The 21,684-nt window shown below is 57.2% G+C and carries 18 protein-coding genes and 1 other RNA gene; 8 read left to right on the forward strand and 11 right to left on the reverse strand.

Going from position 1 to position 21,684, the window contains the following annotated elements:
* Positions 1–7: 7 nt before the first annotated feature.
* From dnaJ to grpE, 3 genes are all read right to left on the reverse strand, one after another.
* A complete protein-coding gene (dnaJ, locus tag AC3WP7_RS27180) occupies positions 8–1,132 on the reverse strand; it encodes a molecular chaperone DnaJ (RefSeq protein WP_071489991.1) in 1,125 nt (374 codons plus the stop codon).
* Positions 1,133–1,449: 317 nt separating this feature from the next.
* Complete coding sequence (dnaK, locus tag AC3WP7_RS27185) at positions 1,450–3,366, reverse strand: molecular chaperone DnaK (protein WP_092248363.1); 1,917 nt, start codon at positions 3,364–3,366, stop codon at positions 1,450–1,452.
* Between the two features lie 102 nt (positions 3,367–3,468).
* Positions 3,469–4,026 (reverse strand): nucleotide exchange factor GrpE, encoded by a 558-nt coding sequence (gene grpE, locus AC3WP7_RS27190; protein ID WP_093125925.1) that lies wholly within the window; start codon positions 4,024–4,026, stop codon positions 3,469–3,471.
* A 254-nt stretch (positions 4,027–4,280) separates the two neighbouring features.
* Between grpE and recN the strand changes: the two genes are divergently transcribed.
* Complete coding sequence (recN, locus tag AC3WP7_RS27195; protein ID WP_071489988.1) at positions 4,281–5,954, forward strand: DNA repair protein RecN; 1,674 nt, start codon at positions 4,281–4,283, stop codon at positions 5,952–5,954.
* 87 nt (positions 5,955–6,041) lie between these two features.
* Here recN and fur read toward each other — a convergent pair whose 3' ends face one another.
* The gene (fur, locus tag AC3WP7_RS27200; protein WP_003194220.1) at positions 6,042–6,446 is read right to left on the reverse strand and encodes a ferric iron uptake transcriptional regulator; all 405 of its coding nucleotides are present in this window, start codon (positions 6,444–6,446) and stop codon (positions 6,042–6,044) included.
* Between the two features lie 98 nt (positions 6,447–6,544).
* Here fur and AC3WP7_RS27205 point away from each other — a divergent pair, with 98 nt between their 5' ends.
* Positions 6,545–7,072 carry an outer membrane protein assembly factor BamE gene (locus AC3WP7_RS27205; protein ID WP_102592711.1) on the forward strand — a complete coding sequence of 176 codons (528 nt, stop codon included), beginning with the start codon at positions 6,545–6,547 and terminating at the stop codon, positions 7,070–7,072.
* A gap of 63 nt (positions 7,073–7,135) precedes the next feature.
* On the opposite strand, the gene AC3WP7_RS27210 is transcribed toward AC3WP7_RS27205, so the two are convergent.
* Together AC3WP7_RS27210 and AC3WP7_RS27215 are read right to left on the reverse strand one after the other, a co-directional pair.
* Complete coding sequence (locus tag AC3WP7_RS27210) at positions 7,136–7,438, reverse strand: RnfH family protein (protein WP_102592710.1); 303 nt, start codon at positions 7,436–7,438, stop codon at positions 7,136–7,138.
* A complete protein-coding gene (locus AC3WP7_RS27215; protein WP_071489985.1) occupies positions 7,431–7,865 on the reverse strand; it encodes a type II toxin-antitoxin system RatA family toxin in 435 nt (144 codons plus the stop codon). The genes AC3WP7_RS27210 and AC3WP7_RS27215 overlap by 8 nt, the downstream gene beginning before the upstream one ends.
* A gap of 166 nt (positions 7,866–8,031) precedes the next feature.
* Here AC3WP7_RS27215 and smpB point away from each other — a divergent pair, with 166 nt between their 5' ends.
* The gene (gene smpB, locus AC3WP7_RS27220; RefSeq protein ID WP_058427663.1) at positions 8,032–8,514 is read left to right on the forward strand and encodes an SsrA-binding protein SmpB; all 483 of its coding nucleotides are present in this window, start codon (positions 8,032–8,034) and stop codon (positions 8,512–8,514) included.
* 40 nt (positions 8,515–8,554) lie between these two features.
* On the opposite strand, the gene AC3WP7_RS27225 is transcribed toward smpB, so the two are convergent.
* On the reverse strand, positions 8,555–9,322 hold the full coding sequence (locus AC3WP7_RS27225) for a GntR family transcriptional regulator (RefSeq protein ID WP_092248351.1): 768 nt from the start codon (positions 9,320–9,322) through the stop codon (positions 8,555–8,557).
* Between the two features lie 248 nt (positions 9,323–9,570).
* Here AC3WP7_RS27225 and AC3WP7_RS27230 point away from each other — a divergent pair, with 248 nt between their 5' ends.
* The 5 genes from AC3WP7_RS27230 to AC3WP7_RS27250 all read left to right on the forward strand — a co-directional run bounded on the left by AC3WP7_RS27230 (position 9,571) and on the right by AC3WP7_RS27250 (position 15,527).
* Positions 9,571–11,265: a lactate permease LctP family transporter gene (locus AC3WP7_RS27230; protein WP_102592709.1), complete on the forward strand. Its 1,695-nt coding sequence runs from the start codon at positions 9,571–9,573 to the stop codon at positions 11,263–11,265.
* A gap of 70 nt (positions 11,266–11,335) precedes the next feature.
* Positions 11,336–14,146: an FAD-binding and (Fe-S)-binding domain-containing protein gene (locus tag AC3WP7_RS27235; protein ID WP_102592708.1), complete on the forward strand. Its 2,811-nt coding sequence runs from the start codon at positions 11,336–11,338 to the stop codon at positions 14,144–14,146.
* A 137-nt stretch (positions 14,147–14,283) separates the two neighbouring features.
* Positions 14,284–14,562 carry a PA2433 domain-containing protein gene (locus AC3WP7_RS27240; protein ID WP_010206635.1) on the forward strand — a complete coding sequence of 93 codons (279 nt, stop codon included), beginning with the start codon at positions 14,284–14,286 and terminating at the stop codon, positions 14,560–14,562.
* A gap of 104 nt (positions 14,563–14,666) precedes the next feature.
* Positions 14,667–15,063: a transfer-messenger RNA gene (gene ssrA / locus AC3WP7_RS27245) on the forward strand.
* A 122-nt stretch (positions 15,064–15,185) separates the two neighbouring features.
* The gene (locus AC3WP7_RS27250; protein ID WP_139220347.1) at positions 15,186–15,527 is read left to right on the forward strand and encodes a hypothetical protein; all 342 of its coding nucleotides are present in this window, start codon (positions 15,186–15,188) and stop codon (positions 15,525–15,527) included.
* Between the two features lie 174 nt (positions 15,528–15,701).
* Here the strand turns inward: AC3WP7_RS27250 and AC3WP7_RS27255 are convergent, their stop codons facing one another.
* The 4 genes from AC3WP7_RS27255 to AC3WP7_RS27270 are packed head-to-tail and all read right to left on the reverse strand — an operon-like array spanning position 15,702 to position 21,673.
* Entirely contained in the window at positions 15,702–18,740 is a 3,039-nt protein-coding gene (locus AC3WP7_RS27255) for a type I restriction endonuclease subunit R (RefSeq protein WP_093514385.1), read from the reverse strand.
* The gene (locus AC3WP7_RS27260) at positions 18,737–19,906 is read right to left on the reverse strand and encodes a restriction endonuclease subunit S (protein ID WP_093514384.1); all 1,170 of its coding nucleotides are present in this window, start codon (positions 19,904–19,906) and stop codon (positions 18,737–18,739) included. Before AC3WP7_RS27260 ends, AC3WP7_RS27255 begins: the two co-directional genes overlap by 4 nt.
* Positions 19,893–20,096, reverse strand: coding sequence for a virulence RhuM family protein (locus AC3WP7_RS27265; RefSeq protein WP_093514383.1), 204 nt, complete (start codon positions 20,094–20,096; stop codon positions 19,893–19,895). The genes AC3WP7_RS27260 and AC3WP7_RS27265 overlap by 14 nt, the downstream gene beginning before the upstream one ends.
* Entirely contained in the window at positions 20,093–21,673 is a 1,581-nt protein-coding gene (locus tag AC3WP7_RS27270; protein WP_093514382.1) for a type I restriction-modification system subunit M, read from the reverse strand. Before AC3WP7_RS27270 ends, AC3WP7_RS27265 begins: the two co-directional genes overlap by 4 nt.
* Between the last annotated feature and the right edge of the window lie 11 nt (positions 21,674–21,684).

Consider the following 21,684-nt stretch of genomic DNA (forward strand, 5'->3'; position numbering starts at 1 on the left):
CAATTCCTTACAGGTCGCCGAAGAAGCGCTTCACACCGTCGAAAAAGCCCGCGGTTTTCGGCGAGTGAGAGTCATCACCCTCCATCGAGCTGCGGAACTCCTCAAGCAGTTCGCGCTGACGACGATTCAGGTTGACCGGAGTCTCTACCGCCACACGGCACATCAGGTCGCCAGCACCGCCGCCACGCACCGGCGCAACGCCCTTGCCACGGATACGGAATTGCTTGCCAGTCTGGGTGCCCTCAGGGATCTTGAGCTTGACCCGACCGTCGAGCGTTGGAATCTCAAGCTCGCCACCCAGCGCCGCATCAACAAAGCTGATCGGCACTTCGCAGAACAAGTGCTTACCGTCACGCTGGAAGATCGAGTGCTCGCGCACATTGATCACCACGTACAAGTCCCCCGTAGGGCCACCCTGCGTACCCGCCTCGCCCTCACCCGACAGACGAATGCGATCACCGGTATCCACACCCGCCGGCACTTTCACCGAAAGGGTTTTGTACTCTTCGACACGACCTTCGCCGTGGCAGGAGTCGCATGGGTCGGAAATGATCTTGCCCTGGCCATGGCAGCGCGGGCAGGTCTGCTGCACAGAGAAGAAGCCCTGCTGCATACGGACCTGACCAATACCGCCGCACGTTGGGCAGGTGATCGGCGAAGAGCCTTTCTTGGCCCCCGAACCGTCGCACGGCTTGCAATTGACCAGCGTCGGCACACGGATATTGACGCTGGTGCCGCGTACGGCTTCTTCCAGGTTCAACTCCAGGGTGTAGCGCAAGTCGCTGCCACGCTGGGCGCCGCCACGCTGACCACCCCGGCCACCACCGAAGAAGTCGCTGAATACATCGCCGAAGATATCGGAGAAGTTCTGGCCACCAAAACCGGCACCGCCGCCGCCCATGCTCGGGTCGACACCGGCGTGGCCATACTGGTCGTACGCTGCCCGTTTGTTGGGATCGGACAGGCATTCGTAGGCCTCGTTGGCCTCTTTGAACATTTCCTCGGATTCTTTGCTATCCGGATTACGGTCCGGGTGATGCTTCATCGCCAGGCGACGATAGGCCTTCTTCAGGTCTGTCTCGCTGGAGCCGCGCTCCACACCCAATACTTCGTAATAGTCACGCTTTGCCATAAGTCTTTGCACTCTTAAGGACGTTCGGCCAGACCCTCCTGAGCCTTGCCAAACTCGTTGAGCCCCAATACAGGCCCGGACCCAACTCACGTCAATTCAACGATCCTGGTCATTACTACTTTTAGCCAGGGACCCGGCCAAAAATGCGGTATTTACTGCTCGGAAAGCAGGAGCATTCCCGATCACACCGCCAGCATCCGAAGACTGTCGCATGCTGTAAAAATTCGCATACCCCAGACACGCCAACGCGGGAGCAAGCTCCCGCGCGGCGACATCCTACCAGTCACCGCTTGATAGCGGTCAACCGGGCGACCAACTTACTTCTGGTCTTTGACTTCTTCGAACTCGGCATCGACAACGTCGTCGTGCTTGGCTTCAGGCTCTGCCTGTTGCGCAGCACCGTCAGCTGGCTGACCTTGTTCGGCGTACATTTTCTGAGCAACTGGCGCAGACACTTTCGACAGTTCTTCGATCTTGGCTTCGATAGCTGCCTTGTCATCGCCTTTCACGGCGGTTTCCAGGGCAACGACAGCAGCTTCGATGGCAGCCTTCTCTTCGGCAGTCACTTTATCGCCAGCATCAGCGACCATTTTGCGCGTCGAGTGAACCAGCGCATCACCCTGGTTACGGGCGCCAGCCAGCTCGGCAAACTTGGCATCCGCATCAGCGTTCGCTTCAGCATCACGAATCATCTGTTGAATTTCTTCATCAGACAGACCGGAGTTGGCCTTGATGGTGATCTTCTGCTCTTTGCCAGTCGCCTTGTCTTTCGCGCCAACGTGCAGGATGCCGTTGGCATCGATGTCGAAGGTCACTTCAATTTGTGGCACGCCACGTGGAGCTGGTGGAATCTCGGCCAGGTCGAACTTGCCCAGGGACTTGTTCTGAGCAGCCTGCTTACGCTCACCTTGCAGCACGTGAATGGTCACCGCGCCCTGGTTGTCGTCGGCAGTCGAGAACACCTGGGATTTCTTGGTAGGAATCGTGGTGTTTTTCTCGATCAGCGCAGTCATCACGCCGCCCATGGTTTCGATACCCAGGGTCAGCGGGCTGACGTCCAGCAGCAGCACGTCTTTCACGTCGCCGGCCAGTACCGCACCCTGGATGGCAGCACCCATGGCAACCGCTTCGTCCGGGTTCACGTCTTTACGTGCTTCCTTGCCGAAGAACTCGGTAACTTTCTGTTGAACCAATGGCATACGGGTCTGACCGCCGACCAGGATCACGTCGTTGATGGAGCCAACGTCGATACCGGCGTCTTTCAGCGCGATGCGGCAAGGTTCGATGGTGCGCTGAACCAGGTCTTCAACCAGTGCTTCCAACTTGGCGCGAGAAATCTTCACGTTCAAGTGCTTAGGACCGGTGGCATCTGCAGTGATATACGGCAGGTTCACGTCGGTCGAATTGCTCGAAGACAGTTCGATCTTGGCTTTTTCAGCAGCTTCTTTCAGACGCTGCATCGCCAGCGGATCACCCTTGAGGTTGATGCCGCTTTCTTTCTTGAATTCGTCAACGAGATAGTCGATCAGACGAATATCAAAGTCTTCACCACCCAGGAAGGTGTCACCGTTGGTGGCCAACACTTCGAACTGGTGCTCGCCGTCAACTTCAGCGATCTCGATAACCGACACGTCGAACGTACCACCACCCAGGTCATAAACGATCACGGTGTGGTCGCCTTTGGCCTTGTCCATACCGTAAGCCAGCGCAGCTGCGGTTGGTTCGTTGATGATGCGTTTTACGTCCAGGCCCGCGATGCGGCCGGCGTCTTTAGTGGCCTGACGCTGACTGTCGTTGAAGTAGGCCGGAACGGTGATCACCGCCTCGGTCACTGTTTCACCCAGGTAGTCTTCGGCCGTCTTCTTCATCTTTTTCAAGACTTCAGCCGAAATCTGCGGTGCAGACATCTTGGCGCCATTTACTTCAACCCAGGCGTCACCGTTGTCAGCCTTGGCGATTTTGTAAGGCACCATCTTGATGTCTTTCTGTACGACTTCTTCGTCGAACTTACGACCGATCAGACGCTTTACTGCGTACAGAGTGTTGTGCGGGTTGGTGACAGCCTGGCGCTTGGCCGACTGACCGACCAGGATCTCGCCATCATTTGCGTAAGCAATGATCGACGGTGTGGTACGCGCGCCTTCCGCGTTCTCGATGACTTTGGCCTTGCCATTTTCCATGACGGACACACACGAGTTGGTGGTCCCCAGGTCGATACCGATAATTTTGCCCATGATTTACTCTCCCGAAACTTGAATTTGGTTGCCGCAGCAGTGGTGGCTAACTGCGGTAGCACTTAAACGCTTGACTTATAGATGGGGGCTTTACAGCGTATTTCAAGCCTGCTCATCAATAGAAGGCGCAACCGGTGCCGCCTTGCTCACCTCGACCATCGCCGGGCGCAGCAGGCGACCGTTGAGCTGATAGCCCTTCTGGAACACTCTCAGCACGCTGTTAGGCTCCAGGTCATGGCTTTCCTGCATGGACATGGCCTGGTGATGTTTAGCGTTGAACGGTTCGCCGCCGGTTGGATCGATGGCTTCCAGTTGATAACGCTTCAGGGTGTCCTGGAACATTTTCAGGGTCAGCTCGATCCCTTCGCGCATTGGGCGGATGTTTTCGTCATCCGGATTGGACAACTCGAGACCACGCTCCAGGCTGTCGATGATCGGCAGCAAGTCAACGGCGAATTTTTCCAGTGCGAACTTGTGAGCCTTCTCTACATCCTGCTCGGCACGGCGGCGGACGTTCTGCAGATCGGCGGCAACACGCAAAGACTGATCCTGCGCAGCGGCCAATTGCTCTTCGAGCGTTTGCACGCGACTTGTCAGCTCGTCGCCGACAGCCGAATTGGCGTCTGGAGTTTGCGTATCCTGCGTCTGTTCGTCAGCCATAGTTTTCTCCTTTCAAAATCATGCGCGAACTCAACTCGCGCTTCTGTTCCGGTATATGGGGCCACAATTTCCAGGTTCAAGGGCGTAGGCGTTACCAAAAGTCTTTCCCATGACCGGGATCAATTCCTGCTCTTTCATTCCTCAGCGCGCTAAAAAACACATCTATTCAAGCAAATCGAGCTAAACGCCAGGATTGTCAGCCCCGAACAAAACACTGTATAAATAACCAGACCTAAAGCCTGGGAGCGGCCGTCATGCTCGTGCACCTGTCCGTACATAACTACGCCATCGTTGAACACCTGGATCTCGAACTGGACCGAGGGATGAGCGTAATCACAGGCGAAACCGGCGCCGGCAAGTCGATCATGCTCGATGCCCTGGGCCTCACCCTGGGTGATCGCGCCGACAGCGGCGTGGTGCGCCCCGGCGCAGACAAGGCTGATATCCTGGCCACCTTCGACCTGGCCGATATTCCCGAGGCCGAAACCTGGCTGGCCGAACGCGACCTTGATAATGAAGGCCCGTGCATCCTGCGACGGGTTATCACGGCGGAGGGTCGCTCTCGCGGCTATATCAACGGTACGCCCTGCCCACTGGGCGACCTGAAAGCCCTGGGCGAGCTGCTTATCGATATCCACAGCCAGCATGAGCACCAGTCGCTCCTGAAGACCGACACCCATCGCCGCCTGCTAGATGAATACGCCGGCGCCACAGACCTTGCCCGCCAGGTGCAACTGGCCGCCCAGCGCTGGCGCCAGACTCGCCAGGAACTGGAGCGACTCTCCAACTCCGGCGATGAACAACGTGCTCGCCATCAGTTGCTCAGCTATCAACTCGAAGAACTGGAGAGCCTGGGCCTGGGCGAGAACGAACTGGAGCAGCTCGAGCAGGAACACAAGAACCTCACCAACGCAGAAACCCTGCTGGGTATTTGTCGCCAGGTGGTTGAGCAATGCAGTGAAAGCGACTCGGGCAACGTGCTCAATGCACTGACTGCCAGCCTCAATCGCTTGTCGAGCGTGAACAATGCCTCCGGCTCGCTGAGCGAAGCTACGACGCTGCTCACCAGTGCACAGATTCAGGTGGAGGAAGCGGTCGGCGAACTGAATCGCTTCCTGGATCACTTCGATGCCGACCCGGCACGCCTGCAGGAAATAGAAGAACGCCTGGACACCATCTACACCCTGGCGCGCAAGCACCGAATCCAGCCCACCGAAGTGGCGACAATGCAGCAAAAACTGCTGGATGAAATCGAGACCCTGAATGCGAATGACGAGTCCATCGAACGACTGGGCGAAGAACTCGCCTCGTTCGCTCGTCATTACCAGGAGAAAGCGCGCGAACTGAGCGACCTGCGCCAACAAGCCGCGACCGGCCTGGCCAGCGCAGTAGAGCTGGAGATCCAACGCTTGGGCATGCCGGGCGGACGCTTCACCATCGAACTGCACGCCAACACCAGCAACGAGCTGCAACCCCACGGACTGGAGCAGGTTGAACTACTGGTAAGCGCCAACCCTGGGCAGCCGCTCAAGGCGTTGGCAAAAGTGGCATCCGGCGGCGAGCTCTCGCGGATCAGCCTGGCGATCCAGGTGATTACCGCGCAAACCTCCCGGGTACCGACACTGGTATTCGACGAAGTTGACGTGGGCATTGGCGGGCCGACAGCAGAAATTGTTGGCCAACTGTTGCGACGCCTTGGGGATCGAGGCCAGGTACTGACGGTCACCCACTTACCGCAAGTGGCAGCCCAAGGTCATCAACACTTGTTTGTGCACAAGGTACGCGGCAGTGATGCGACGCACACGGCCGTGTCCAAGCTGAACAAATCCGAACGTGTGGAAGAAGTGGCGCGCATGCTCGGCGGTATTGATTTGACCAAGGAGTCGTTGGCGCACGCGAAGAAAATGGTCGTGGCAGCAAAGGCCTGAGCGAACAACATTCCTTCTTTATAGAAAGCACGAAGGCGACCCTGAGGTCGCCTTCGATCGTTTTGCAGCGTAAATCTGCAGCGCTTGTTACTTTTTCTTACGGATGTACAGGACCAGATTATGGTCAACCAGATCGAAGCCATGCTCTTCAGCAATCTTATGCTGCAACGCTTCGATTTCCGGGCTGGTGAACTCGATAACCTCGTTGGTATCCAGGTCAACCATGTGGTCGTGATGACCACCGTCAGCCAATTCGAACACTGCATGACCGCCGTCGAAATTATGACGAACCACCAGCCCAGCGGCTTCAAACTGGGTCAGCACACGGTAAACCGTGGCCAGACCAACGTCCTCATTAGACTCCATCAGCGCCTTGTAGACATCCTCGGCACTCATGTGGCGCTGCTCAGCAGAATCGAGCATTTGTAGAATCTTGACTCGTGGCAGAGTCACTTTGAGACCGGCTTTGCGTAGTTCGCTATTTTCAACCATGGTTAGCTTTCTCGCGGATGCTGCTTCGCAGCTTCTCTTAATACGGGTATGATCGGCGTTTACGTTGTCCCAGCCAAGATAGTGGAAGTCGCCCACCGATGCAAAACACCAAGCTCTTGCTAACCAGTTTCACCTTTGTGGGACTGCTCGCACTCGCCGGTTGTTCATTCCCCGGGGTTTACAAAATCGACATCCAGCAGGGCAATGTCGTCACGCAGGACATGATAGACCAGTTACGCCCCGGAATGACCCGACGGCAAGTACGGTTTATCATGGGTAATCCCCTGCTGACCGACACTTTCCATGCCGATCGCTGGGATTATCTCTACAGCCTGCAACCAGGTGGCGGTGAACGCCAGCAGGAGCGCGTCAGTGTCATCTTCAATGGCAATGACCAGCTTGTCAGCCTGTCCGGCGACTTCATGCCCGGCGTAAGCCGTGATGAAGCCCTGCTTGGCAAGGATAACGGTAACAACGTGACTGCGCCTGCGCAGGAAGGCGAGAAGCCGAAGTCCGAAGTACCGGCCAAGCCTGGCTCCTTGCTTGACAAGATCCAGAAAGACGTCGACGGGGTGGAGACAGTACCCGTCCCGACGCCGCAGCCTCTGGACAACAGCCCGCAGTAAGTGTGCGGCGCTCAACAAAAAGCCCGGCATGCCGGGCTTTTTGTTGCCTGCCATTTGGCTGGCCTATGGGTGCTGCTGCTTGGCCCGGGCCGCCTTGGCCGCGCGGAGCCGGCGCACCTCTTTCGGATCCACCAATAACGGACGGTAAATCTCAATACGGTCACCGGCCTGCACTGCGCGCACGTCGGCATCCGCAACCACCTTGCCGAATATCCCCAAAGGGCAATTCGCTAGATCCAGCTCGGGAAATCGCGCTGCAATACCGGACGCCTGCACTGCAGCACGCAGATGGGTGCCCACCGGCACCGACACCGCGAGCAACACTTGGCGATCCTCGGCGGCATACACCACTTCGATCTCAACCATGCAGTTGCTTGGCTCGCTGACAAAATGCATCCACCAGGGTATTGGCGGCCTGGTTGAACAACGGCCCCAACGTCGCCCGCACAATAGGCCCGGCATAGTCAAAAGAAAGATCCAGGCTGATTTTGCAGGCCTTATCCGTCAGCGCCTTGAACACCCATACGCCATGCAGTTGGGTAAACGGCCCTTCCTGCAAATTCATTTCGATGGACTTACCGGGCACCAGCACATTACGCGTAACAAAATGCTGACTAAGGCCACTCTTCGCGACCCCGACACTGGCGACCATGTGGTCATCACTGCTTTCCAGCACCTCGGCCGTTGAGCACCACGGCAGGAATTCCGGGTAACGCGCCACGTCGTTGACCAGGTCATAGAGCGCCTGTGCCGGATAGGGCAGCAGCGCTGAACGTTGAATATGCGTCGTCATGTGTGCGTTATTTCCACAGCTGAGGCAAACATCGCGAAAAAACAGCCCGATCCGCGAAAGAAAAAATCCAGAGAACTGCCTGCATTGTCCGGGATTCATCCAACACGCTCAAGCACGCAGGTTGACCGTAGCCGACACGCTCGCAACTCCCTATAATGCCGCCCCTATGGCTAAACAAAAGAAACACCCCACAGGGACCATCGCGCAAAACAAAAAGGCGCGACACGATTACTTCATCGAACATCGGTTCGAGGCTGGTCTGGTCCTGGCCGGCTGGGAAGTAAAGAGTCTGCGTGCCAGCAAGCTGCAACTGGTCGACAGTTATGTGCTGCTCAAGGATGGCGAGGCATGGCTGCTCGGCAGTCATATCACCCCGCTGACCACCGCGAGCACCCACGTGATCGCCGACCCGGTGCGTACGCGCAAGCTGCTGCTCAATGCCCGCGAACTGGAAAAGCTCGCAGCCGCTGTACAGCAGAAGGGCTATGCCTGCGTCTGTCTGTCCTGGTATTGGAGCAAGCACCTGGTCAAGTGCGAAATCGCACTGGGCAAGGGCAAGAAGGAATACGACAAGCGTGATTCCGAGCGCGAACGTGATTCCAACCGCGAACTGCATCGCGCCGTGCGCAACAAGGGCAAGGAAGAATAATCCTTGCTGCGATGCAGCCGTGGGCGCCCCCCCCCCTCGGCTACATCCCCTTGCGCCGCTCCGCACGCGCCACGCGCTGAACTTCCTGACGTACTTCCTCCAGCACTTCCTGCACATACAGCAGGTGACGTGTTGAAACCTCGCGCGCCTGCTCGGCGCGACCTTCGATAATCGCCAGGTACAAATCCCGATGCTGACTGATCAGCATGTCACGGGTTTCCGTACGCTGCTGGTACATGCCACCAATGTTGGTCACCACATTTCGTTTCAGCAGGTCGAACAGACCGCGAATGGTGTGCAGCAACACGGCGTTATGACTGGCTTCGGCGATCGCCAAGTGAAACCGTGCATCGGCCGCGCCCTCTTCCGCTCGACTCACTTCATCGCAGCGGGTGTAGCAATCCTGTAGCACCTCGAACGCCGCCGTCAGCCGCTCGCGATCAACCTCCGTGGCGCGCAGCGCGGCGTAATAGGCGCAAGACGCTTCGAGGGTCTGACGAAACTCCAGCAGATCACGCTGGGCCTCGGGATTGTTCTCCAGCAGGTGCAGCAACGGATCACTGAACGTGGAGCCCAGGGACTCAGCCACATAATTGCCACCGCCTTGACGGCTGACGAGCAAACCCTTGGCCGCCAACTTCTGGATCGCCTCGCGCAAGGAAGGCCGCGACACCCCGAACTGCTCAGCCAAAGCGCGCTCGGCCGGCAAGCGCTCGCCCGACTTCAGCGTGCCCTCGAGGATCATGCCCTCAAGCTGCTCGACAATATCGTCAGACAAACGGCGCTGACGCACCTGATCAAACCCCATCACTCACTCTCCACCATCCCGACCACTCGCCGGGGCTCTATTCTGGCCTATCGCAGCGCTTGCGGCACCTATCAGAACGCCTTCCTTTCAACCGATCAGCCCCCTGCACACCGACCTACGACCAAAGTTTCGCAAGCGGCAAATTGACACGCCCCTGGCAAGGCTTTTACTCTAGCCAACAGCGATTGTAAATTGGTATTACCAATTATCCAAGCTGACCAAACAACAACAATCAGGGGCCACCCCATATGCAAACCTGGCAACAGCTCTACAGCCCGCTCGGCAGCCTCGGCCTGTCCGCACTGGCGGCCGTCATCCCGATCGTATTCTTCTTCCTGGCCCTGGCCGTGTTTCGCCTCAAAGGGCATGTGGCCGGCAGCATCACCCTGGCGCTGTCGATCCTGGTGGCGATCTTCGCCTTCCAGATGCCGGTGGACATGGCGCTGGCCGCCGCCGGTTACGGCTTTGCCTACGGCCTATGGCCTATCGCGTGGATCATCGTCGCGGCCGTGTTCCTCTACAAACTCACGGTCAAAAGCGGCCAATTCGAGATCATCCGCAGTTCGGTCCTGTCGATTACCGATGACCAACGCCTGCAAGTGCTGCTGATCGGCTTCTGCTTCGGCGCCTTCCTGGAAGGTGCGGCCGGTTTTGGCGCCCCCGTGGCCATCACCGCAGCGTTGTTGGTCGGCCTGGGCTTCAACCCGCTGTACGCCGCCGGCCTGTGCCTGATCGCCAACACCGCGCCTGTCGCATTCGGCGCCTTGGGCATCCCGATCATCGTGGCAGGTCAAGTGACCGGCATTGATGCGTTCAAGATCGGCGCCATGACCGGCCGCCAATTGCCGCTGCTGTCGCTGTTCGTGCCTTTCTGGCTGGTGTTCATGATGGACGGTTTGCGCGGCGTGCGTGAAACCTGGCCGGCCGCTCTGGTTGCAGGTTTGAGCTTTGCCATCACCCAGTACTTCACCTCCAACTTCATCGGCCCGGAACTGCCGGACATCACCTCGGCCCTGGCCAGCCTGATTTCCCTGACGCTGTTCCTGAAAGTCTGGCAGCCCAAGCGCACTGCGGGCGCACAGATAGCCGGCGCCACATCCAGCGCTGCGGTCACCGCGAGTGCGGGCGGTTTCGGCCTGCCGCGCAACACGACTGTCTCACCCTACAGCCTGGTGCAGATTTTCAAGGCCTGGTCGCCGTTCCTGATTCTCACGGTGCTGGTCACCATCTGGACCCTCAAGCCGTTCAAGGCGATGTTCGCCGCCGGTGGCTCGATGTACAGCTGGGTGTTCAACTTTGCGATCCCGCACCTGGATCAACTGGTGATCAAGGTCGCACCGATCGTGACCAACCCCACTGAGATTCCGGCCGTGTTCAAGCTGGACCCGATTTCCGCGACCGGCACCGCGATTTTTTTCTCCGCGCTGATCTCGATGCTGGTACTGAAGATCGACATCAAGACTGGTCTTACCACTTTAAAAGAGACCTTCTACGAACTGCGCTGGCCGATCCTGTCCATCGGCATGGTGCTGGCCTTTGCTTTCGTCACCAACTACTCCGGCATGTCGTCGACCATGGCGCTGGTATTGGCTGGCACCGGTGCAGCCTTCCCGTTCTTCTCGCCTTTCCTCGGCTGGCTGGGGGTTTTCCTGACAGGCTCCGACACGTCGTCCAACGCCCTGTTCAGCTCGCTGCAAGCCACCACTGCGCATCAGATCGGTGTGAACGACACCCTGCTGGTTGCCGCGAACACCAGCGGCGGCGTCACCGGCAAAATGATCTCGCCACAATCCATCGCCGTGGCCTGCGCCGCCACCGGCCTGGTGGGCAAGGAATCCGACCTGTTTCGCTTCACCCTCAAGCACAGCTTGTTCTTTGCCACCATCGTCGGGCTGATCACCCTGGCCCAGGCCTACTGGTTCACCGGTATGCTGGTGCACTGAGACCTGCACGCAATAGGGTAAGAATCGACGCCGGACAACGGTTCCGGCGTCTGCTATTTCTGGAGGACCGATGAGCCTGCCTGCTGCTTTCCTGCGCGACGCCGCACAACTGATCCCGAAAGATCGACGCTTCGACGACCCGCTTTCCACCCTCGCCTTCGGCACCGACGCCAGTTTTTACCGACTGATCCCACAGCTGGTAATCCGCGTGGAGTCGGAAGACGAAGTCGTCGCGCTGCTGCAACTGGCTCAACGCGACCGCGTTCCAGTCACCTTCCGTGCCGCTGGCACCAGCCTGTCCGGGCAAGCCATCAGCGACTCGGTGCTGATCGTACTGGGGGACAACTGGAATGGCCGCGAAATTCGCGGCCAAGGCACACAAATCCGCCTGCAGCCCGGCGTGATCGGCGCCCAGGCCAACGCGTGGCTGGCGCCGTTCGGGCGCAAGATCGGGCCGGACCCAGCGTCGATCAACGCCTGCAAAATCGGCGGCATCGTCGCCAACAACGCCAGCGGCATGTGCTGCGGCACGGCGCAGAACACCTACCACACCCTGGCCGGGATACGCCTGGTATTGGCTGACGGCAGCCGCCTGGATACCGAAGACGCAGCCAGCGTGGCGGCGTTTCGCGAACAGCACGGCGCGCTGCTTGAGCGTCTAGCGACACTGGGGCGCGAGACCCGCGCAAATACTGAACTGGCGGCAAAGATCCGCCACAAATACCGTCTGAAAAATACCACCGGGCTGTCACTCAATGCCTTGGTGGATTTCGACGACCCCCTCGATATCCTCAGCCATCTGCTGGTGGGCTCCGAGGGGACCCTCGGGTTTATCAGCGCGGTCACCTACGACACCGTGATCGATCACCCCAACAAAGCCTCGGCGTTGATTGTGTTTCCGGACGTCGAAACCTGCTGCAATGCAGTCACCGTCCTCAAGACCCAACCCGTTTCGGCCGTTGAGCTGCTGGACCGTCGCAGCATGCGCTCGGTACAGAACAAGCCGGGCATGCCCGCTTTCGTACAGCACCTATCGGAAAATGCCTGCGCCCTATTGATCGAGTCGCGTGCAGCGTCCTCGTCGTTACTGCACGAGCAACTGGCGCTGATCATGGCTTCCCTGGCCCAGTTTCCGGTCGAGAAGCAGGTCGACTTCACCGAAGACCCCGTGGAAAACGCCCGCCTGTGGGCGATCCGCAAGGACACCTTTCCCGCCGTCGGCGCCGTGCGCAAAACCGGCACCACGGTAATCATCGAGGACGTGACCTTCCCGGTCGAACAACTGGCAATCGGCGTGAATCGCTTGATCGAGCTGTTCGACAAACATCACTACGACGAAGCGATACTTTTCGGACACGCGCTGGAAGGCAATCTGCACTTCGTGTTCACCCAAGGCTTCAACAGCGCGGAAGAAGTCACACGCTACCAAGCGTTCATGGACGACGTGGCACAACTGGTAGCGGTGGAATTCGGTGGTTCGCTGAAAGCCGAACACGGCACCGGCCGCAATATGGCCCCGTTCGTCGAGCTGGAATGGGGCAGCGACGCCTACAAACTGATGTGGCAACTCAAGCGCCTGCTCGACCCCAACGGCATTCTCAACCCGGACGTGGTGCTCAGCGAAGACCCGCAAATCCACCTCAAGCACCTCAAGCCGCTGCCCGCCGCCGACGAGCTTGTGGATAAGTGCATCGAGTGCGGTTTCTGCGAGCCGGTGTGCCCGTCGAAAGGACTGACTCTGAGCCCACGCCAGCGCATCGTGATCTGGCGCGATATCCAGGCGAAAAAACGCGCTGGTATCGACACCGCTGAGCTGGAAGCCGCCTATCAGTACCAAGGCATCGACACCTGCGCCGCCACCGGGCTTTGCGCCCAGCGCTGCCCTGTAGGAATCAATACCGGCGACCTGGTGAAAAAACTGCGCAGCCGCGATGCTGACCGTACGAAAACCGCCGAATGGCTCGCCACGCATTTCGCCACCGCGCTGCAAGGCGCGCGTTTTACACTGCATGTGGCCAATGGCGCACGCATGCTGCTGGGCGCCCCGCGCCTGGCGAAGCTATCGGCCAGCGTGACCAAGCTGTCCAAGGGGCAGATTCCGCAGTGGACCAACGCCATGCCGCAGCCGGAGAAAGCCATTCGCTTCAGCCCGGCGGTGACGGACGAGCGACCCCGGGTGGTCTACCTGGCGGCCTGCGTCTCACGCGCCATGGGCCCGGCGGCGGGCGATAAAGAGCAGATGTCGCTGTACGACAAAACCCGCAACCTGTTGGAAAAAGCCGGTTACCAAGTCGTATTCCCCGACAATCAGGACAGCCTGTGCTGCGGCCAGCCGTTCGCCTCCAAAGGCTACGCCGAACAGGCCGAACACAAGCGCCAGGAACTGATCGGCGCACTGCTCCACGCCAGCCGTGGCGGGCTCGACCCGATCTACTGCGACACCAGCCCCTGCACCCTGCGCCTGGTACAGGACCTGGGCGAAACGCGCCTGGATCTTTACGACCCCGTACGATTTATCCGCACGCACCTGATGGACCGCCTCGACTTCACCCCCCAGGAAGCCCCCATCGCGGTGCATGTCACCTGCAGCACCCAGCACCTGGGCGAGAGTCAGGCCCTGATCGACCTCGCTCGCCGCTGCTCCAACACCGTGGTGATCCCGGAAGGCATTCATTGCTGCGGGTTCGCCGGCGACAAGGGCTTCACCACGCCGGAACTCAACGCCCACTCACTGCGCACCCTCAAGGATGCGGTGCAATATTGCAGCGAAGGCATCTCCACCAGCCGCACCTGTGAGATCGGCCTGAGCCAGCATGGCGGCATCGATTATCACGGCTTGGTCTACCTGGTGGACCGCGTCACCCAGGCCCGCGCTCACTGAGCCTGCAAAAAAAACAGAACCCCTGCGCGCCGGCGTAGTCATCTGCATAGGCCTCGCCAAGCGAGGTTTATCAGTGATGTCGCTGGCAGCGGTTGAACGCCAGCAGCGTCGAGCCCTTTTGCGCAAGGAGATACCCTATGAAGCGTTCCGCTCTTGCTGGCTTGTTCATTACCGCTGCGATGCTGGCCTCCCCTGTGTTCGCGGCGGGCGAGCCCGATCTGTGCAAAATCAATCTGGACAAAATCAACAACGGTAAAGCGCTGCTCGCCACCGACACCAGTGGTAAAAGCGGCGAGATAGACACCGCCGTCTCCCAGGCCAAGGCGGCCCACGCCGCGGGTGATGACAAAAAGTGCATCGAGATCACCTCGAAGGCGCTGCAAGACCTGCAGAACAGCGAAAAAGGCGGCCAATAGGCCACGCCATAGCGGAAGACCAACCTTCGGGTTGGCCTTCCGCGAGTGTTTGGCGTACACTGCATAGGCTTGTCACTCACTAAGAAACAACGAGTTACAAGCACGGGGCCGTTTAGGATTCGACGCCGGTCGCGAAACTTTAGGTGCATGCCGAGTTGGTAACAGAACTCGTAAATCCACTGTTGCAACTTCTTATAGTTGCCAATGACGAAAACTACGGCCAGGAATTCGCTCTCGCTGCGTAAGCAGCCTTAGCCCTGAGCTTCTGGTACCTTCGGGTCCAGCAATCACCAGGGGATGTCTGTAAACCCAAAGTGATTGTCATATAGAACAGAATCGCCGTGCAGTACGTTGTGGACGAAGCGGCTAAAACTTACACAACTCGCCCAAAGCACCCTGCCCTTCGGGTCGCTGAGGGTTAACTTAATAGAAACGGCTACGCATGTAGTACCGACAGCGGAGTACTGGCGGACGGGGGTTCAAATCCCCCCGGCTCCACCAAATAAGCTATATAAATTAGGCACTTAGCGTTTATCGCGAGTGCCTTTTTTGTGCCTGAATGGGTGGTTTTGGCTCGGTTATGCCAGCTTAATGACAGCTTCAACAGCCGGAGAATGGAATCGATGTTCAATCTATTGGTAATGGGCGGAGGATGGGGCGACCGTAGAGATGAGATCTCGATTGGTCGTATCTACATCACCCCTGAGCAGCAAGCTGAATTCAAACCAGGGGGGATGCTTAACCTCAATCGCCTGAAATCGCTGCCTGCGATCTTTGCAGCAGAGACGGATGGAGACCCTACCCAGGTTGCGCGCGTCTGCGAAATAACGAGCGCTCGTATCAATGGAGAAAACGTAGCTATTGAGTACCGATACGATCTTGACGTGCCTCCCTCTTTTTTGATTCATTACTTTTGCTCAAGACCATCGCAGCCGCCCTACCAGACAACCATTGGCACTCCCTAGGTTGACTTAGCTTTTCAGCAAAAAGAGCAGACAAATGCCTTAACGCCCGCAGTCACTGACAAATGCCGTGACCAAGCCGGATCCTAAGAACTCATTCAAACCGTAGCCACTTCGCGGCTCGGCTTGATTCAGGCGTGAGACTGTTTGCTCTTTTCTTTTTTGAATGCTTTCCCGTCAAGCCAATCCGAAATAACGCTCGAAAAACACAGCCAGCTTGCCAAGTACTGATTGTTTCTTGGCCGCATGCCCGTTGTTCTGAGAGAACCGCGATACGGGCGGCAGGATCTTGGTGATGGCAGTGCCATTCGTGGGGATACCGCCGTCACGAAAAGCATTATCAATGAACTCACGCGCCGCCTCGGCATTGAGGTTTTCTTCCGTGATGATGCGCTCCAGTTCCTCTGTCTTTTTGGCCGCCATGAAGCTCTGCCACTGAGCGTCCACCTTGGCCTTGGTATTGACCGACTCCACGAACTGAATGATGAGATCCTTTTTATTACGTAGGCTGAGACTGGAGTTGATGGCGCGCTCGATAGTGGCGCGGATTTCCTTGTCGTCTCCTGTGCCCTTTTTCTTCAAGTACTGCTCGACCAGCAGCAGGATGTAATCAACATTGATTTCCACCTGCTTGATGAGCTCGATCTCGAAGACCACGTCATCGTTGATCGACTCCTTCTCCGCCTCGGACGTAGCGCGAAACTCGGCATACAGGTTCAGGTAAAGGCTTTGATAATCTTGGAACTGACGCTCGCTGAGAATCTCATGCCCGGCAAAATCGTCAAACGCCGTCAGAATATTTTTCAGCCGCAAGATCGAACCAAATAGTTTGATAAATGCTTTCTGCGACGCTTCGCCGACGAGGGCCTTTGCCAGCGGGTACTTGTCGAGCAGCTCAGCGACTCGGGCTTGGTATTCAAAGTAATACTCGGCGTATGCTTTCAGCAGCACGATGCCCTTGGCGTCTTTGTTGCCAAACAGGGCGAGTGCATCGTTGGTTTCCTGCTCCAGGTTGCGGAAGGAAACGATGTTACCGTAGGTCTTGACTGAGTTAAGGATACGGTTGGTGCGCGAATACGCCTGAATCAAACCGTGCGCCTTGAGGTTCTTGTCCACCCATAGCGTGTTCAGCGTGGTGGCGTCGAAGCCGGTCAGGAACATGTTGACCACAATGACCAGGTCCAGCTCACGCTTCTTAAGGCGTTGCGACAGATCCTTATAGTAGTTCTGGAACTTGTCCGCCGAGGTGTCGAAGCTGGTAGCAAATAGCGCGTTGTAATCCTTGATCGCGCTGTCCAGAAAATCCCGCGAGCTTTGATCCAACCCTTCAGCCTCGAACTCCTCCTCGCCGAGCAAGCCGTCTTCGTCGTCCTCATTCGCAGCAAAACTGTAGATCATGCCGACCTTGAGCCGCTGGGCCTCAGGCAAGCCCTTCTGCTGCGCGGAGAATTCAGTGTAGTAACGCTTGGCCGCATCAATCGATGCACAGGCAAACAGCGAGTTGAACCCTGCCACTCGCTTGCCATCATGGCGATAGGTGCTGGCACGCTTGGTCTTCTGATCAAAATGCTCGCGGATATAGCCGACGATTTGGCTGATACGTTCCGGAGCCAGCAGGGCACGTTCAGTATCGATGGCTGAGACCTGCTTGTCCTTGATCCGCGCCTGCATCTTGAGGGTATTGATGTAGTCTATGCGAAACGGCAGCACGTTCTTGTCGTTGATGGCGTCGACGATTGTGTAGGTGTGCAGCTTGTCGCCAAAGGCCTGCTCGGTGGTGCGGCGCAATGGATTGCCTCCGGTTCCCGAGTTCTTCGCAAAGATCGGCGTACCGGTGAAGCCGAACAGGTGGTAGCGCTTGAACACGCGGGTGATTTCGCTGTGCATGTCGCCGAACTGACTGCGGTGACACTCGTCAAAAATCACCACCACATGCGCGTCATACACCAGATGCTTCTTGTTCTTGGCCACAAAACGAGAGAGCTTCTGAATGGTGGTGATGATGATCCGAGCGTTTGGGTCTTCCAGTTGCTTCTGCAGCACTGAGGTGGAGGTATTGGAGTTGGCCGCACCTTTCTCGAAGCGCTCATATTCGCGCATTGTCTGGTAATCCAAATCCTTGCGATCCACCACGAACAGCACCTTGTCGATGTCCGGCAATCCACGGGCCAGTTGGGCAGCCTTAAAGCTGGTCAACGTCTTACCAGATCCCGTTGTGTGCCAGATGTAACCACCCGCCACCAACTTACCCAAGTGTCTGTGGTTAGTTGACGTGGCAATGCGCTGCAGGATGCCCTCGGCGGCCACGATTTGATAGGGCCGCATTACCAGCAGCTTGCGATCCACATCGAATACACAGTATTTGGTGAGTACGTTCAGCAACGAATGCTTGGCAAAGAAGGTCTTGGTAAAGCCCAAAAGCTCAGTGATGGGCTGGTTGTGCGCGTCCGCCCACCAACTGGTGAAGGAAAAGCTGTTGGTGGCTTTACTTTTACTACGTTTTCCGGACTGCTCCTTCAAGTGCCCGTCGCGCACAGTGTTGCTGTAGTACTTGGTCAGCGTGCCATTACTGATCACGAACAGTTGCACGTACTCGAACAGCCCAGAGCCCGCCCAGAAGCTATCGCGCTGGTAGCGATTGATCTGATTAAAGGCTTCACGAATGTCCACGCCACGGCGCTTAAGCTCGACGTGCACCATCGGTAGGCCGTTGACCAGCACCGTCACATCAAAGCGAGAGGCATGCTTACCGCCACTCTCGCCAGCCGACGTTTCGTACTGGTTGATCACCTGCAAGACATTGTTATGGATATTAGCCTTGTCGATCAGATAGATGTTCTTGCTGCTGCCATCGTCGCGCTTTAAGACCTGAATGTGGTCTTCCTGAATACGTGCGGTTTTTTCCAGAATGCCGTCATTGCTGCCTGCAACGCAGGTCGTAAAGAAGCGCTGCCACTCCGTATCGGAAAACACGGTCTTGTTAAGCTGCTCTAGCCGAGCACGCAGGTTGGCGATCAGCTCGGCCTCCGTGCTGATCGTCAGGTATTCGTAGGCCTGCCGCTGCAGTTGCTCGATAAAAGCCTTCTCCAGCGCCGCCTCACTCTGGTAGCCGGTCTCGCCCACGCCCAGTGCATCTGGCATAAACTCTGCAACCACGGTGCTCTCATTGGAGAGTGCAATGGCCTCGTAGCGATAAGGCTTGGTGTCTTCGCTCATGTGGCTTCCTTGAAGGTGAGCAAACGGTCGCGGTAATGCGCGTACTGCTGGCGGCGGACGCCGATCTCAGCGGGCAGGCCGATTAAAATTTCATTTACCAACGAATCGAACTTGTCGAGGATCGCTACGATGCGGGCCTGCTCTTCGGGTGAAGGAAGAGGAATGGTCAGCTTGGCCAGGCTTTCTGCAGACAAGCGCTTGACCTTAGCACGGGCGACGAACTTGTTCTTCTCCGTGTGAAACGCCGTGGTCTGGAAGTAATAGGACACAAACCGAGGGTTCAGCGAGTGACGGAAGGCAAAGCAGTCATCATGAATCGCAACCTCACCACTGCCAATCCATGCCACTGCCTTGCCAACATCCTCAACCGTCTCGCCCACACCAGCAATTATCAAATCGCCCTGCTTTGCAAAACGGAGCGTCGACGCAAAATCAGCGCGCACATGTGAAACCGTTGTCTCGGTGGCGGTGCCGTACTGTGTATATATTTCGCCGTAGTGAACGCACGGAACCCCGGCATCGGCATAGTCAGCTTTGGTAAAACGGCGCCCACGGAAGAACTCTCCGACCTCGGCCATCGCGGCCCAGCGAATATCTTGATCGCTAAAAGCGAACAAGGCATCGCGGTAGTACTTGTACTGCCAGCGACGCGCCTCAAGCTCCGCCCTAAGCTCAGCCTCAAGTTCAGCCTCAAGCTCTTTAAAGGTGTCTAGCACTTTCACTATTTCGCGCTGGATGTCGAGGGGAGGAACGGGGATACGGAGGGTAGAAACATCGCGAGGGTATACATGAGGCACGCCGCCGCCGCTTTTTAGCTCGTGCAATGTCTGTTGAATGCTAGTCAACCAGTAATAGCAGTACTTCGCCAACAAAGTATCTTGCGGCTTAATAGAAAAAGCATCTGAGACGAAAGTAGGTTGATCCCACCAACTTACAAAACCGGCATATGCCCCAGAACCTGCAATGACAATAGTCGCGCCATCGCGATTGCTCACATTGTGGAAATAAGCTGGTGTGCGCCCACCTGCTATGACTGGGATTTCGCCTGGGGTTACTGCAGACTTAGTTATTGATGTCCCCCGCTTGATATCGGAAACCTCGCCCAGCGGCTTAAATGCCACCCCCTCAGGGCACAGCTCCGCAATCAACTCCTCAATGCGACTCATGGCTTTTTTTCCCGGTAATTTTCTTCTGTACCGTCTTAATGGCTTCCATATAGGCCGCTTCCACCTCGCTCGGCTGCTCGGCCATCTTTTCCTGGGTCAGCCAGACCGTTTCGCCGTCAAGATGAAAATCGATGGTGGTCGCATAGCCGCGCTGGTAGGGCATGATCTCTCCCGCTGGCTCCTGGTTCATGCCTGGACTCCTTCCAGATCCTCAACGATGGCGTCTATCTGCCCTCTCAACTCCGCTTGTCTAGCAACAATGCAGAGAATTTTTTTATTGAGTTCACGGATGTTCACAGCTTCTCTGATGTCGGCCTGTTCGACATAGCTGGAAACGGCGATGTTGTAGCCGTTGGCAGCAATTTCGTCGTTCTCGACCAAGCGCGCGAAATGATCAAGGCTTTTTCGACCAGAGAATGCGTCGAGGATTTTTTGCTGGTACTTGGGTAACAGCTTGTTCTTGTTGCCACTGCGCACAAACAGACTAGAAGCATCAATGAACAGTGTGGCGTTGTCGCGCTTCGACTTCTTTAATACGACGATGCAAGTAGCGATGGTGGTGCCAAAGAATAAATCCGGAGGCAACTGGATGACAGCATCGACGTAGTTGTTGTCGATCAAGTATTTGCGAATTTTGGCTTCCGCACCGCCGCGATAAAGCACCCCGGGGAACTCAACAATCGCTGCGGTGCCATTGACCGCCAGCCAGCTCAGGATGTGCAGGGTGAAGGCCAGGTCGGCCTTGCTCTTGGGAGCGAGCACACCGGCGGGGGCGAAGCGTGGGTCGTTGATCAACAGCGGGTTGGCATCGCCATCCCATTTGATTGAGTATGGGGGATTTGAGACGATGGCCTCGAAGGGCTCGTCGTCCCAGTGCGCTGGGTCGGTCAGCGTATCGCCATGGGCGATGTTGAACTTCTCGTAGTTCACGTTGTGCAGGAACATATTGATCCGGCACAAGTTGTAGGTCGTAAGGTTGATTTCCTGGCCGTAAAAGCCCTGACGCACCTTGTTATGCCCCAGCACCTTGGAAAAGCTGAGCAACAACGAGCCGGAGCCGCAGGCTGGGTCATAGACCTTGTTGACCTGGGTCTTGCCCACCACGGTGATACGGGCCAAAAGCTCGGAGACTTCTTGCGGGGTATAAAACTCACCACCGGACTTGCCAGCGGTGGAGGCATACATCTGCATCAGGTATTCATAGGCGTCGCCGAACAAGTCGATGCTGTTATCAGAAAAATTGCCCGAGCTGTTGCCGAGCGGCAGATCGCCGATGGCATCGAGCAGCTTCACCAGCTTTTCGTTGCGCTTAACCACGGTGGGGCCGAGCTTGCTACTGTTGACGTCCAGGTCATCGAACAGCCCTTTGAAGTCATCCTCGCTACCCGCCCCCAGTGCCGATGCCTCAATGTCTTTGAAAACTTGAGACAGGGTTTCGTTGAGGTTTGGATCATGGCGGGCGCGTCGCCGCACATTAGCGAATAGGTGCGACGGCAAAATGTAGAAGCCTTTTTCCTGAACCGTTTCGTATCGGCCCACGATAGCGTGAGCATCAGCCAAATCGCTGTAGTCAAAATCCGCGCTGCCCGCGCGATGCTCTTGCTCGTTGAGGTAGTTGGTCAGGTTTTCCGAGATGAATCGGTAGAACAGCATGCCGAGCACATAAGTTTTGAAATCCCAGCCATCGACGCTGCCACGCAGGTCGTTGGCGATGCGCCAGATCGTTTTGTGCAGCTCGGCGCGTTCAAGTTCTCTGGTGTTGCTCATGGTCAGGTAGT

Source organism: Pseudomonas sp. FW305-3-2-15-C-LB1 (assembly GCF_058787615.1).

Coding starts and splice junctions, on each gene's coding strand:
- AC3WP7_RS27260 (WP_093514384.1), bottom strand. CDS start 19,906: ATGAGTCGCATTGAGGAGTTGATTGCGGAGCTGTGCCCTGAGGGGGTG.
- AC3WP7_RS27215 (WP_071489985.1), bottom strand. CDS start 7,865: ATGACGACGCATATTCAACGTTCAGCGCTGCTGCCCTATCCGGCACAG.
- AC3WP7_RS27235 (WP_102592708.1), top strand. CDS start 11,336: ATGAGCCTGCCTGCTGCTTTCCTGCGCGACGCCGCACAACTGATCCCG.
- AC3WP7_RS27265 (WP_093514383.1), bottom strand. CDS start 20,096: ATGAACCAGGAGCCAGCGGGAGAGATCATGCCCTACCAGCGCGGCTAT.
- AC3WP7_RS27255 (WP_093514385.1), bottom strand. CDS start 18,740: ATGAGCGAAGACACCAAGCCTTATCGCTACGAGGCCATTGCACTCTCC.
- recN (WP_071489988.1), top strand. CDS start 4,281: ATGCTCGTGCACCTGTCCGTACATAACTACGCCATCGTTGAACACCTG.
- AC3WP7_RS27270 (WP_093514382.1), bottom strand. CDS start 21,673: ATGAGCAACACCAGAGAACTTGAACGCGCCGAGCTGCACAAAACGATC.
- AC3WP7_RS27230 (WP_102592709.1), top strand. CDS start 9,571: ATGCAAACCTGGCAACAGCTCTACAGCCCGCTCGGCAGCCTCGGCCTG.
- dnaK (WP_092248363.1), bottom strand. CDS start 3,366: ATGGGCAAAATTATCGGTATCGACCTGGGGACCACCAACTCGTGTGTG.
- AC3WP7_RS27240 (WP_010206635.1), top strand. CDS start 14,284: ATGAAGCGTTCCGCTCTTGCTGGCTTGTTCATTACCGCTGCGATGCTG.
- AC3WP7_RS27205 (WP_102592711.1), top strand. CDS start 6,545: ATGCAAAACACCAAGCTCTTGCTAACCAGTTTCACCTTTGTGGGACTG.
- AC3WP7_RS27225 (WP_092248351.1), bottom strand. CDS start 9,322: ATGGGGTTTGATCAGGTGCGTCAGCGCCGTTTGTCTGACGATATTGTC.
- dnaJ (WP_071489991.1), bottom strand. CDS start 1,132: ATGGCAAAGCGTGACTATTACGAAGTATTGGGTGTGGAGCGCGGCTCC.
- fur (WP_003194220.1), bottom strand. CDS start 6,446: ATGGTTGAAAATAGCGAACTACGCAAAGCCGGTCTCAAAGTGACTCTG.
- smpB (WP_058427663.1), top strand. CDS start 8,032: ATGGCTAAACAAAAGAAACACCCCACAGGGACCATCGCGCAAAACAAA.
- AC3WP7_RS27210 (WP_102592710.1), bottom strand. CDS start 7,438: ATGGTTGAGATCGAAGTGGTGTATGCCGCCGAGGATCGCCAAGTGTTG.
- grpE (WP_093125925.1), bottom strand. CDS start 4,026: ATGGCTGACGAACAGACGCAGGATACGCAAACTCCAGACGCCAATTCG.
- AC3WP7_RS27250 (WP_139220347.1), top strand. CDS start 15,186: ATGTTCAATCTATTGGTAATGGGCGGAGGATGGGGCGACCGTAGAGAT.